This is a genomic window from Metabacillus endolithicus (assembly GCF_023078335.1).
GTDB lineage: Bacteria > Bacillota > Bacilli > Bacillales > Bacillaceae > Metabacillus > Metabacillus endolithicus.
On record NZ_CP095551.1, the window covers coordinates 35,525 to 48,365 of the forward strand.

Consider the following 12,841-nt stretch of genomic DNA (forward strand, 5'->3'; position numbering starts at 1 on the left):
GATATTAGGAAAAAGTTTTTCTTTATAATATGGGAATATTGACGTATAATTTAATGTAAATTGATAGAATCGTTAGGCGGAAGACGCATTTATCTCTTGGTATCAAGACTAAGAGATAGGTGCGTCTTTTTTTTTGCTTAAGAAAGGAAGAGAAGATGGAATTTTTATCTGTTTATCCAAATTTAATTGAAATATTACTCCCACCTCATAAAGGAGAGTGTGTCCTTTTATTTAGAAAGCAACTTGGTTTAACTCAATCAGAATTAGCGGAAAGAGTAAATTTATCTAGAAGTGCGATTTCCAAAATGGAATCTGGAACGTCAGGTGTTAACGAAAAAGTATGGGAATACGTTACCAGGAATGTCTTTCAATCATTGCATAGTAATGAAAAGATCTCGTACATCGAATTTAGAGAAGTGTTAGAAAAAGTCTTTTTCTATAGTCAGAAAAAAGGTGTGAGTTAAAAGATGGATGTTATTATTGGCACTGGTAATGAACATTTAGATGCCATGATACAGGAGGATATAAAGAAATCTGGTATAGGCCATGTTGTTGCTATCGTTCCTACTCGAAGATCACTTGTGAAAAAAATAAATGAAGTATCTCCAGAGATGATTATTATAGGTGATGATTTATTAGGTGAAAGTAATAATCGTGGTGAGTCAGATGTTGAATGGGAAAATATTATAGAGGATATTAGGCGTTTTAGTTATAATTTGAGGATCGTTTTCTTCTGTGATCGTTCTGAAGATGATTTATTTTTAGCAAAGTTAACCACTTTTAACATTACTGACATCTTTAACGAAGGTACATTTCCAAAAGATTATATCCAGCAGTTAGATCAGGAACCAAATTTCAAAAATATAATCCGCTTCAGGAATCAAGTTGAAAAAGCCACAGAAGATATGAAAAAAAGAAAGTAGAAGAAGAGATAAAGGCTGCTGAAGAGATTATTGTTTCCGGTGTACGTCCACAAGAAGGAAGAGTTATTGAAAAGATTGTGCCGGTATATCAACAATTAATTGTACAACCTAAATTAATAGTGTTTGCTAGTGCATTTGAGGGGGCAGGATCATCCTCTATGGCTAAATTATTTGCAGAGCACCTTGCAACATTAAATCTTCATATAGGTCTTGTAGAAAGCCCATATGCAGATCCATATTGGTATGAGGCAATAGATGGAGAGGTTAGGGTGAAAGAAGATTGGAAGAGTTGGTTTTCAAGTATAGATAAAGACCAAGTTATTCGTAAGGGCAGTGATATAGAAGTTGAGAATGTTACGTATATCATAAAGGGGCCTAGTGACTTATTACAAAAGTGGTCTTTATTAAAAACAGCTTACCTCATTGGATATGCACGTCAAATTCCTATAATCGTTTATGATATGTCTCATAATTTAACACATGAGCATGAAAGGATTATTTTAAAGCAAGCAGACCATGTATTCATTACTTCAACTTTTGATCCAGTACGAGTAAATAGAAGCGTTGATGAGTATAGCGAGTTTAGAAAACACATACCCCCTGAAAAGATTTCAATGATTTTAAACTACTCAACAAAAGAACTTCGTACAAAGTATGAAGATAAACTAAGGGATTCATTTTCAATTACTGGAGATGTCTATCATATACCATATGTTCATGAAATGACGACAGCATTAATAAAAGGATGTTCCACATGGGAGCATATACCCGAAGATGATGAGTTTAAAAAAGAACTAAAAAGCACGATGGCAATTCTTACAGAAAAAGTAGTAGGGAAAGAACTGCTTAGTAAATTATTACCAGAATCAAAGAGGAAGCGTTGGTCTTTTTTTAGTAAGAAATAGAGTGAAAATATATTAGGAGGAAATATGCAAAAAAAGAACTTATAAACATTGGTCTATAGGAGAACAAGAGCAACTTATTGAATTAATACAATATAGATTAAAGTATCACGAGATTGAATGGAGAAAGTTCAGTTTATTAGCTATTATCACACTTTATCTTCTTTATATATCTTTTTCATTTACCGCAATTGATTGAAATTTTGGTGGTATTGAAAGAGGTTTAAATAATTAATATTTTCTAAGCCGTAGTAAAATCCTAAATAAGAATAAAAAATCAATATCTCTCATTATGTGAACAAAGAACCTCAAAAATATTTAAGAAATACCCTAAAAAGGTTAATCTATCAATATTGTATAAAATAATGCATAATCTATAAAAGTAACAAAGAGCCAACCCGTTGATATCATTGAGTTTGGCTCTTTTACTCGCTTCGTATTGTTGATGTTATGGTAACTAAAGATGTATATGATATACTCTTAGCTTTAATTTTCAACCAAATTGATTTTATCTTTATATTTTGCTTTTGCTTCCTTAATTAGTTTTTTAACACTTTTATCATCACCATTAAATTCTAATTCATCTGTTTCTAATGGAGCCTTACCATATACAGCACCTACAGGGATAAATGTTCCAGGATCAGAGCTACTTTCATCCATAAATAATATATAATGTTTACCTTTTTCCATAAGTTCATATCCATCTAAAGAATAATTAACCTTTTTTTGCCATCACCAATAGTATCACTAGCAGCATTTTCTAATACAGAAATCACATCATTTTTAATAACTTCTTGACCAGAAGTATTTTTAATAACCTTCTTAACTTGAAAATTTGATATTGTATAGCCACCCATAATACCTTCATATCCATCTTCACCTACTACACCATCTTCTAGTATGGTAGGTTCCTCTTTATTTAATTTCTTCCCTATAACAATTAAAGTGGATTTATGCTCCATAGCTTCAACACTTTCAAACCCTTCATGTTTTCCGTGACCATAAAAAGACTGTTCAGTAACAGGTTCGTTATCTTTGTAAATATAAATACCACCAAAAAAGATTAGTGAAACTAAAATCGTTTTAATTAGAATCCCTTTGTATTTCATTTGAAAATTTCCCCTCCTTAATATCTCGCTCGAATGCCAGACCAATCATCTGATACAGGATAAATACTATCTAGCCATTCTGGCCCCGATACCATAATTGAAGGAACATCATCTTCATGAGCTAATCCCAATGAATGTCCAACCTCATGTGCTGTCGTTTCTTTTTCTCGATCATCAGATAAAGGACCAAAATCACCCCAGAAAGTTATGTTTGAATAATCACTAGTACTACAACGACATTCACTGACTTCTGTAGCATAGTCATTTGTATCAGTTGATGAATATTCGAACCTTATCGTAGCTTGTGATTTTGTGTATTTTTGACCATAAATCACAATCTCAGGTGCTGGATCCCAAGCAAAAACTCCATGTCTAGCATCGGTATTCCATGATCCCACCGAAGAACCAATATAATAAGTTATTCCTTTAGGGTTAGGCACTTTATTTCCTAAAAATCCATATGCTTGTGCAGATATTGTAGTAAGTAAACACACAATAACCAATAAACTTGAGAAAACAAATTTCTTTTTCATAATATCCTCCTATTCTTAAATATCTAGTTAACTAATTTCTACAAAAAATGTAAAATTCCTCCTTTTCTTCAAAATATTCAATCTATTAAGTTATTTGCCTTTATGGCATAACCAAAAATCAATAAAATTAATGCTGCAAAACAAAGAGCGAATTACTGTGTGTAACATAGAGAGTGAGAAGGGACAAGTTCTAAAAAGTCGGTTAAACCATTGGTATATATGGTTTTTTTGGTTACACCTAAGTTTTATGAATAAAACCACCATACAAACTGGTTTTGGTTGCCTTAATGGCAACCTTTTAGTCTTTAAGACATTAACGAAAAATTATAAAATACAAGGTTGCAAAACCAAAGGGCGAATTGCTATTAAATAATAGTGATAATAGAGAGGGTTTTTAAAAAGTGACTTGAAGAGTTGATATGACTAGGTTTGTTAAGGTTTTTAGGGTGTCACCTTTTTAAATAAATACAAATAAAAAAAGACCGTATCATTTTACAGATACGATCTAAAATCTTTATTAAAAAAACTTTGCAGGTAAACTTACCTTTTTACCATTTTGATCTTTAAGATTTTTTAAAGATTGTTGAATTAATCTCATAGTAAGTTAGTATTACATGTATAAAGTAGGTTATGAAGAAGATATACTTACACTTTGAACAAAAATAGTTAAAGGTAAGTGTTGGCTTTTAGTAGTTAAATAACTTATTTGATCTAATAAAAAAAAGTAGTATAATAACCATATATTTATTTCTTATTGCTCAGATAGAGCCTTGCATTGAAGTTTTAAGCCCTATGGGTAGTATTTTCTCTTAGAGGAAGTCTGCCCATAGGGCTTTTTTGCGTTGTCATAAGGAATAAATCTTAGTTTAGTGGGGCGCTCACCTATTAAATTTTATTACACATTTTAGGAGGGATTTAAGTGAGCATAAAAATTAATCATTTAAAGGGTTTTTTACAAGTATTAGAAAGGGCAAAAGCTGTTGCGTCTGATAAGAATGACGACATCAAATCTGGTGTATTAATTCAAGCTAAGGGAACATCTTTATCTATTAGGGGAATGGACGAAAATATTAGTTTAGAGATTCAATCAAATGAACTAACAGAAGCAACCAAAGAAACATCTTTTTTGGTTCCGGCCTCGTTTTTTCAAGAATTGATGAAGAATTTACCTAAAGGAGATGTGAAATTAGTCAAAAAGGAATCGAAAAATGAAGTAAACATAGTAGTGGGGAAATCTCAGTTTAACATTGCAACTATGAATGGTGAAGATTACCCTGTAGTCGATGTGCTTCAAGAGGGTAATTCCTTTAAAATTGACGGTACTCTTTTTTCAGAAGGTCTCTCAGCTGTTAAACACGCAACATCAGAAAATGAAACAAGACCAATCCTAACAGGGGTACATATTGTTTCAAATGGTCAGTATTTAACTCTAATTGCAACAGATAGTCATAGGTTAGCTGCTAAAGCAGTTCCTTTACTTCAGGAAGCTACAGAATTGAAAAATACCGTCTTACCTAAAAAGTCGATTGATGAACTTATTCAAATTCTATCAAATGTCAAAGAATGCGAAATGATCATTCACGAAAATAGGATGACCATAAAGACAGATAATCTTACTTTTACCACAAGGCTTTTGGAGGGGAGCTATCCAGACATTACTAAGCTAATTCCTAATGATTTTGAATGCCAGTCTAAGGTTAATAGGGAAGAGCTTATAAGAGCTTGTGATAGAGCAAAAATTTCCTTGAAGCCAGATAAAAAGAAAGTGGCGAAATTTCACTTTAAAAACTCTGAATTACCTGCATTAGATCTTATCTTTACAACTAGTATCTCTTCAGGAAAAGAGGAATTATTTTTAGCTGATTTAGAGGGAGAAATTACAATAAATCTTGATGTAGTTTACCTTAAGGATTCATTACAAAGTCTTACTACGAGGGATGTACTAATTCAGTTTGCTGGAGTAATGAAACCCGTACTCATTAAGCCTGTCAGTGAAGATGCTGCACAATTTGCGCTTGTGTTACCAGTCCGTTAGGAAGAATTTAATACACTTACAAATCATCACGAGACTGTCGTGATTTTTTTATTGCACATTTTAGGAGGATGAACAATGAAAAGCCCATATTTAACAAGAACTCAAGAGGTCATAGCAATGAGTAGGTTAAAACGAAAGGTTGAAACTTATAAGCGGATCTATTCAAGTAACTATGACGTAAAAGTTTCAATTAAAGATTTGAAGGCATTAGCAGTTCGTTAATAAGTGCTAATTACAAAAAAATAGAAGTCATAAGAGAACTATTACTAATATGTAGTAGTTCTCTCTTAAATAAGAGGAGGAAAATATAATGTCAGAAAAAATGGTAGCAAATTTAATTCCAACAGCAGCAAAAATTTTAGATTTAGGTGTTTTCAATAAAGTGGCCGTTAGGGATGTTGACATTAAAGAAGAATTTGGAGATACACATTCGGGTGATGCAGTAGAAGTTTTGACTTTTTACAGAACTGTTAGACGCACTAGTAAAAAGAATAGAAGGTCAATCACATATGCCTTGCATATCTTTTTAAAAGGTAATACTAACAAGGTAGAAGCTTCTGCCTTTGTTAGAACTTATCGATCTAAAGGGAATGTAACTATGGGGCATCGATGGTCTGCTGTTTTTCAAGGATATCGTGATATTGACATTTCTACAAATAGAGATCTATTTAAGCTAGTGTCACAGGAGAGTATTTCCTTTGATGGATTATCTGTTTTCATTTCAGAGGCTATAAAAAAATCTCAGGAGATATTTAAAATTACGCCTAAAAAAGACATCTATAAACAATTCCATGAGACAATTCAGTACTTAACTGATCTATATAATCATGAAAATGCTATTGTAGATTTGATGTCCGTTCATTTATCTAGCACAACATTATCTTTCTCAATCATCTGTGAGACTGGTTGGGGTAGTGATTATCATTCCAATGTCACAAAAGATGGTAAATTTGCAGTAATGACAATGGAAGTCGATCCAAGAGAAGTGGGGGATGAGGTATCTCCGACTTTCCAAGCGAAAGAAGAGATTAAATCTTCTGATTCAGGAAGTACCTATGAAGCCTTTAATAAACTATTTAAAGCATACGGAATACTAAATTTATAACTACGAAAAATGAAGGTCAAATAAAAACAATATAACGTAAAGGAGGGGACTGTTCCCTTGCTAAACATTTTAGCAGGGGGACACCCCTTTTTATGTTTAGCAGTGGGACAATTCGCATGAATGATATTTTTGAAGAGATTAAAGAACATATGAAAAAGGTTTATTTAATGGAAGATGTTCCGCTAGCATTAGCTTATTCAGGAGGTAAGGATTCAACCTTATTATTGCTACTGTTATGGGAAATGCTCTTGTCTTTACCTGTTTATCAAAGAAAAAAGAAGGTGCACTTAATAACTTCTGATACAGGCGTGGAAACACCTGATATGACTGAGTATCTCCATAATGCGATTGATAGCATACAAAGATCTGCTGATGAACAACGGATACCAGTTGAAACAACAATTGTAAAACCAAGTCTTAAACAGTCTTTTTGGTTCAAAGTACTTGGAAGAGGAACTCTTATTTCAACACCTAATACACGTCACCGTTGGTGTACAGCGTCTTTAAAAATCTACCCATCACAATATAAACTAAAAGAACTTTTATCACAAGCTCCAATTAGGATAGGAGACCAAGCGAAGCATCAACTTATTCTTATGCTTGGTACCAGAAATGAAGAAAGTGCTAGGAGAAGGGCTTCAATAGCCAAGTGGGAATTAAGTGAAGAATCTTATTTTAGTGGTCATAGTGATTTTGATGAAATCCTTTGCTATGGCCCTTTGAAATTTATTTCCTCTGATTTTCTCTGGTATAAACTTATGGATTATACTGTTTTTCCCTTTGGAGTAAAGTTAAGTGATCTAACACTACAATATGGTGAATCTATTATGGAGTGTGGTATGAAAACAAGTAGTGATCAAGGAAACGCTTGTGGTGCTGCTGGAAGCAGAGCAGGATGCTGGACTTGCGGAATGCTGAGTGGGAATGATCCGATGCTTGTTCGCCATATTGAAGAAGGGAAAACCAAATACCAGTATCTATTGGAATGGAAAAACCTTATGTTACGAATGCGGAATGATATCCGATTTCGAGAGGTATTACCTAGACAACTCTTTAAAAGAAATTAAAGGTTTTGAAGTTGGAAAGAGAATCATCGAATTATCTTAGTTTCTTTGAAGAAGGCGATTTAAGTCATAGACACAGGTATGAATCATTTAAACGTGTAAGTTATGAGGAATATCTTCCAGGTGCTATGACTGTTATGGGAAGACGAATTTTGTTGGAATACCTCCTATTTATCCAAGAGGAAACGGGCTATTCTTTAATTCAAGAGGATGAAATAGATGCTATATTAAACTGCTGGGTAGAAGTTGATGGGATTTCTGTTAAAAGGGATGAATTAAATCCTAGAGAATTTGATTATGATGGAGAATTAATTTTCCTTCCTAATAAAACGATTAACCAAAAATTAACGAAGAATCCTCACCCAGTTTTTTATATTACAGTAGAGTTAAATATGAGCGAAGATAAATTATTTGAATTTCTTAAAGAACGACAACAAGCTACTGGGAAATCGTACTTTTTCTTCCCATCTTCTCTTGATTTTAAGAAAAGACAAGCTGTTTGGAATAGAGCTAGCTTTGTAGTTTGTAATAGAGGGATTGAGAATGATTTACAAGCCGCTGAAGAGGTATATAAATGGCTTGGCTGGTCTTATGGTTCATTTACAGATAGGACACATAAGGCTGCTATAAACCATCTTATGCTTAGTGCTATAGGTGAAGCGTTAGGGAAGCAAGAGCAAAGTTACGGGTTTATATCTGGCGAAGCTTTACCAGAACACCAAGAAGGAGTATTTTCTCTTGTTAACTTAGAGTGATTTACATTTAAAGAAAAATTTGGTATTACTTATTGGAGGTGTTGTGATAGATGTCGGAGAAACTTAATTATCATGGATTTTTACATAACCTTGCCCCTAAAATGGACAAGGTTCTAGATATATTTCGTACTGAATCAACAAAAGATGATATAAAGTCTAATTGGTTCGGAGATTTGGTACTATTAATCATAAAGGATTTAAAAAAATTTTATAAGCCAGTTACAACGGTTGGTAAGATGAAAATAGCAAACTTAACTGGACTTCCAATAATAGGTGGAGCTGTTGCCAGTGTTATTACATGGTTTGCGGAATTGCATTGGGCGTTGATAGCTGGAATAACACTTCTAGTCTTTGTGGCCATCTTTCTTTGCCTAATTCCTTTTTATAAGGATAAAATGCTTAATATCTACCATCCTTATTTTAATTTACAGGCTTATAAGAAATATAGACCAATTGAATATGAATTGTTAAATCATACTGTGTATGATAAACACTTTTCATATAGCGGATTGGCAGCCTATGTTACTGGTGTTCTAACAAAACAAGACGAAGATTCTAAGATTGTTCAAGCTATTACTACACAATATAATAAACAAGAGGAAAATCTAAAAAATGAAATACTAGAATTGCGAAACAGAGAACAGTCAGCAATGGATGAGTACCGTGACACAATTAAAGAGCTTGATTTAGAAATAGAAGTCTATGAGTCAACGGTTAGTTATTTGGTTCATTTAATAGATCATATTCAAAAGATTTTACTTAGAATATCGTCTGATGATTTTGATTATCCAGATTTAGCGATCATATCTGACTTTACACTTTATGAATACCAAGAAGGAATGAAGCTAAAAAAGATAGCTGATGTAGGAACAACAGCGGAATTTCCGAAATATATTGATTTGGAAAGAGAAATGCACCATCCAAAAATACAGTCTATTATAGATGTTTTTAACAGTACTACATCGGACATGTATCATAATCAACCAGAAGATGGTTATGAAGTTGTTTCATACAAGATGAAAATGGGAAAAGAAAGAAATAATACTATTTGGATAATTTCTTTACAGATTAACAAGTCAGTTAATGAAAGAGGTCTTCTATTATCTGTTTCAAATGATATAGTAGATAAAAGAGTTATTTACAAGATTCTTCTTGGTTTAAGTCGTATTCTATATGATAAAATTGAGAGAGAAGAGAAGAAAGAAATTTGGATCTAATGTCACTTCAAAAATCTAGTACGGAAAAATTAGGTGCTCGTTCTCAAGTGGTTCCAATAAGGTCCCAAGCGGAAATAATTGCAGAACGTAGAAGAGCAAGAAGAGCAAGAATTAATCTAGCAGATTCAAGAGCGCGAAGTATTCTGAATGGTACTGCAGATATTCCTGCAAGTATTACAATAAGAGATCCGAAAAATGAATTTGATTTATATAGAGAAGATATAAATAAAGCTATTTCAGAAATAGCTGCTATAAAAGAATAATAAAAACCCCTTAATAGATGATCTATTAAGGGGCTTTTTTGTATTTATTAACTAGATATGTATAAATGCTAGATTCTCCTGGACATACTTGCTACTAAAGAAGAACAAAGGGAGAGGTTGGCTTGAGCGATAAAAAAGTAATTAATATGAATTCAAAATCTAGACCGTTAAAAGGTAAGAATCAGGATGAGTTGATAGCCGAAAGAAGAAAAAAAGGAAAGAAAAATTAGCACCTTTACTTAAGAAAAGGTAAAAAACGGAATAATAATATATGTTAAAATAAATCCCTGTATACTTAGAAAAGTCATGTGAATGGGGAAGATATTTCATGGAAGAAACAAAAGAATTAGGTAACCAAAAAGCAGTAGAGTACGATCTAAGTATTGTTTATGATTACCGAACACATCCCGATAAGATCAGTGGTCGTTGCGATCATTGTAATCATGCGTTATTCGACAGTTCAGTCAAAAAATATGAATATATAAGAAAATGCAGAAACTGTGGGATGATGAAAAGTATTTAATTGGTATCTTTAATGTGAGGTCTTAGTTTATAATAATGTAAATCCTACTCTAGTAGCTATTAATATTCATAAAATATATTGCCTTCAATTAAAAGTTAGAAGGAATTAGGAATAGATAGCGATAGATCTATTTGAATAACGAAAGCTATATTGTTTAATTAATATAAATAAAAAAGCCTCATCAGCTTCAAAGAAGCTGGTGGGCTTTATATATAGGTCAACGAAAACAATAGAAAAGAACCAAACTCTCGATATATGAGTTTGGTTCTATTACTATCTGTTTTAAAACAGACAAACTTAGGTGGATTTGAAATCGATTTGCAATTAATAATAAAAAGCTCAAGTTCTACCTGTGAATCTGTACTGAGTCTTACTTATGGACAAAGAATATTTAGTTCTGGATTTGGATACTTTTAGCTTCAATTTGTGGAGGATCTGAGTCTTTAATGACTTTTTGAGGGCCAAGCCAAACTTTTACTTCTTGTCCCATTTTTACTTTTGTTTCCCCTTCATAAATTACTTTATGATATAAGAATTTAGTATCTTCGAATAATTCTACTTTTGGGATATCTTTTATTTCATCAAATTCATTTTTAGTTATGTCAGATACCATAATGAACCCCATCTTATTCTCTTCTAAAATATACCCTTTTAAATCATATGGATCGCTATTCGCAGTAGATTTACCACATGCTACTAAAACAGTTAAGATGACAGAAATTAAAATCAATTTAATAAATTTCAATATTTTAACCACCTTTCCGAAAGAGTGTCTTAGTTTGATTATACTTCAATATACTATGAGTATATTACATAATTTATTATAAATTATAAATATTGCAATTAATGTAATATAATGGTAAATTAATTGTTGTAAAATTCTAATAATAGGGGTGTTGAATTGAGGGAATTATTGAAAAATCTGCTAACTACCATTTCTGTGTGTTTTTTTCTATTTTACTTATTCAAAATACGACTGTCTTAGCTGAAGGGAAATCAAGTAAAAATACTTCAGAAACACTTATAGAAGAGGAGGACAGTTTTGATGAAGTAAGTTATGGGATAAAGTTTAGAAAAGAAGCAGGACTAGATTCTTCAAAGGAAAAAGTAGAGAAATTAATAAGAGAGCATAAAATTAATAAGGATTTGTATGTTGAAGATTTTGGAACTGTTTTAGAAAAAAGTGAGCATGATAAGTTAATTAAACGTATAGAAAAATTAGATAAACTTTTACCAAAGGTCGAAGCTGAATTCAAGAGCAAACAAAAAAGTCGTTATGGTGGATTATACGTAAATCATCAAGAAGATGGAGCAGTATATATTGGTTTGAAAAATGGGAGTTCTACTGAATTGAATAACACAAAAAAATTATTAAAGTATGAAAATATTAAATTTTTTAATGTTAACTATTCAGAAGAAGACCTAATGACTGCAAAGGATACTTTACATAGTGTAAAAGAAAAATTAACTAAAAATGGAGTTGAAATTACGTCAGTAATTCCAAACATACCATTAAATAGATTGGATATAAGTGTCGAACAGTTAAATAGTGAAACTGCCTCTATTATTCAGAAATTTATAGGTAATATTCCTATAGACTTAACAGATAATTTTAGCCAAGTAGTGGAAGCAGATAGATATAGTGGTAATGAAGTTATTCAAGGTGGTCTAGAAATCAGGAATATAGATACGGGGGACGGTTGTACTTCTGCTTTTACTGCGTATAGAAATACATCAGCAGGTACATTATATTATACCCTTACTGCAGGGCACTGTGCGACAGGGTTGTACCAAGAGTTTCGACATGGAACATTAAAGTTTGGATCTGTAGCAAATCATTATAACAGTAGCTTTTTAGACGCGGCTGCCATAACGTTAGCGCCAAACAGGAAAACACATTACATTTTTGGAGAATACTCAAATAGTTATGAAATCACTGGATTGAAGACATCATACTATGTTGGGGATTTTGCATGTATGGTTGGGAAAACAACTGCTAAAACAGTATGTGGTAGCATTGGTGCAACCAGTGCGGATTTAGATACCGTAAGAGATGTTGTTTCAGTAAACTATTACTCGCAAGGTGGTGATAGCGGAGGCCCGGTATATAATTACGGAAAAGCTATGGGAATTCATAATGGTAGATATATCACAGGTGGATACACTCTAAGGTATTTTGCTAAAATTGGTAAAATCCTAGATGCTTTTTACATGGATGGAATTGTTGTGAAATAATACCTTTATTAAATGTAGTCACTTGGGATAAAAGGTTTAAATAGGAAATCATATATAAACTATTAAGATCTAGGAGTAATCCCTCAAACGAAATAGAAGAATAAATATCGCAACATTATAATTGTATTCGTGATAATACTAGATTATAATTTAGTTATTAGTTATTTTTCTTGCTCA

The 12,841-nt window shown here is 32.3% G+C and carries 16 protein-coding genes and 1 pseudogene; 12 read left to right on the top strand and 5 right to left on the bottom strand.

The features are described from left to right. Positions 1-155 precede the first annotated feature (155 nt). The 3 genes from MVE64_RS26025 to MVE64_RS26035 all read left to right on the top strand — a co-directional run bounded on the left by MVE64_RS26025 (position 156) and on the right by MVE64_RS26035 (position 1,828). Positions 156-464 carry a helix-turn-helix domain-containing protein gene (locus tag MVE64_RS26025; protein ID WP_247347548.1) on the top strand — a complete coding sequence of 103 codons (309 nt, stop codon included), beginning with the start codon at positions 156-158 and terminating at the stop codon, positions 462-464. A gap of 3 nt (positions 465-467) precedes the next feature. Further along, positions 468-923 carry a hypothetical protein gene (locus tag MVE64_RS26030; protein ID WP_247347550.1) on the top strand — a complete coding sequence of 152 codons (456 nt, stop codon included), beginning with the start codon at positions 468-470 and terminating at the stop codon, positions 921-923. Between the two features lie 158 nt (positions 924-1,081). Next, entirely contained in the window at positions 1,082-1,828 is a 747-nt protein-coding gene (locus MVE64_RS26035) for a hypothetical protein (protein ID WP_247347551.1), read from the top strand. 483 nt (positions 1,829-2,311) lie between these two features. On the opposite strand, the gene MVE64_RS26040 is transcribed toward MVE64_RS26035, so the two are convergent. From MVE64_RS26040 to MVE64_RS26055, 4 genes and pseudogenes are all read right to left on the bottom strand, one after another. Then, positions 2,312-2,515 (bottom strand): hypothetical protein, encoded by a 204-nt coding sequence (locus tag MVE64_RS26040; protein WP_247347553.1) that lies wholly within the window; start codon positions 2,513-2,515, stop codon positions 2,312-2,314. Positions 2,516-2,529: 14 nt separating this feature from the next. Continuing rightward, the gene (locus MVE64_RS26045) at positions 2,530-2,934 is read right to left on the bottom strand and encodes a hypothetical protein (protein WP_247347555.1); all 405 of its coding nucleotides are present in this window, start codon (positions 2,932-2,934) and stop codon (positions 2,530-2,532) included. A 17-nt stretch (positions 2,935-2,951) separates the two neighbouring features. Continuing rightward, positions 2,952-3,467 (bottom strand): matrixin family metalloprotease, encoded by a 516-nt coding sequence (locus tag MVE64_RS26050; RefSeq protein ID WP_247347557.1) that lies wholly within the window; start codon positions 3,465-3,467, stop codon positions 2,952-2,954. A 517-nt stretch (positions 3,468-3,984) separates the two neighbouring features. Then, a pseudogene (locus tag MVE64_RS26055) lies at positions 3,985-4,071 on the bottom strand (Rep protein); the annotation flags it as partial. Between the two features lie 315 nt (positions 4,072-4,386). On the opposite strand from MVE64_RS26055, the gene dnaN reads away from it, so the two are divergent. The 8 genes from dnaN to MVE64_RS26095 all read left to right on the top strand — a co-directional run bounded on the left by dnaN (position 4,387) and on the right by MVE64_RS26095 (position 10,429). Further along, on the top strand, positions 4,387-5,502 hold the full coding sequence (dnaN, locus tag MVE64_RS26060) for a DNA polymerase III subunit beta (RefSeq protein ID WP_247347559.1): 1,116 nt from the start codon (positions 4,387-4,389) through the stop codon (positions 5,500-5,502). 75 nt (positions 5,503-5,577) lie between these two features. Then, positions 5,578-5,724 (top strand): hypothetical protein, encoded by a 147-nt coding sequence (locus tag MVE64_RS26065; protein ID WP_247347560.1) that lies wholly within the window; start codon positions 5,578-5,580, stop codon positions 5,722-5,724. An 88-nt stretch (positions 5,725-5,812) separates the two neighbouring features. Next, positions 5,813-6,607 (top strand): hypothetical protein, encoded by a 795-nt coding sequence (locus MVE64_RS26070; protein ID WP_247347561.1) that lies wholly within the window; start codon positions 5,813-5,815, stop codon positions 6,605-6,607. A gap of 92 nt (positions 6,608-6,699) precedes the next feature. Next, positions 6,700-7,674 (top strand): adenine nucleotide alpha hydrolase family protein, encoded by a 975-nt coding sequence (locus MVE64_RS26075; RefSeq protein WP_247347563.1) that lies wholly within the window; start codon positions 6,700-6,702, stop codon positions 7,672-7,674. Between the two features lie 11 nt (positions 7,675-7,685). Beyond that, complete coding sequence (locus MVE64_RS26080) at positions 7,686-8,426, top strand: hypothetical protein (RefSeq protein WP_247347564.1); 741 nt, start codon at positions 7,686-7,688, stop codon at positions 8,424-8,426. A gap of 50 nt (positions 8,427-8,476) precedes the next feature. Then, positions 8,477-9,643: a hypothetical protein gene (locus tag MVE64_RS26085; protein ID WP_247347565.1), complete on the top strand. Its 1,167-nt coding sequence runs from the start codon at positions 8,477-8,479 to the stop codon at positions 9,641-9,643. Next, on the top strand, positions 9,634-9,906 hold the full coding sequence (locus MVE64_RS26090) for a hypothetical protein (protein ID WP_247347566.1): 273 nt from the start codon (positions 9,634-9,636) through the stop codon (positions 9,904-9,906). The genes MVE64_RS26085 and MVE64_RS26090 overlap by 10 nt, the downstream gene beginning before the upstream one ends. A 328-nt stretch (positions 9,907-10,234) precedes the next feature. Beyond that, complete coding sequence (locus MVE64_RS26095; RefSeq protein WP_247347567.1) at positions 10,235-10,429, top strand: DUF8096 family protein; 195 nt, start codon at positions 10,235-10,237, stop codon at positions 10,427-10,429. 391 nt (positions 10,430-10,820) lie between these two features. Here MVE64_RS26095 and MVE64_RS26100 read toward each other — a convergent pair whose 3' ends face one another. Beyond that, positions 10,821-11,174 carry a DUF3221 domain-containing protein gene (locus MVE64_RS26100; protein WP_247347568.1) on the bottom strand — a complete coding sequence of 118 codons (354 nt, stop codon included), beginning with the start codon at positions 11,172-11,174 and terminating at the stop codon, positions 10,821-10,823. Between the two features lie 197 nt (positions 11,175-11,371). Here MVE64_RS26100 and MVE64_RS26105 point away from each other — a divergent pair, with 197 nt between their 5' ends. Continuing rightward, positions 11,372-12,664 (top strand): S1 family peptidase, encoded by a 1,293-nt coding sequence (locus MVE64_RS26105; RefSeq protein ID WP_247347570.1) that lies wholly within the window; start codon positions 11,372-11,374, stop codon positions 12,662-12,664. The last annotated feature ends 177 nt before the right edge of the window (positions 12,665-12,841 follow it).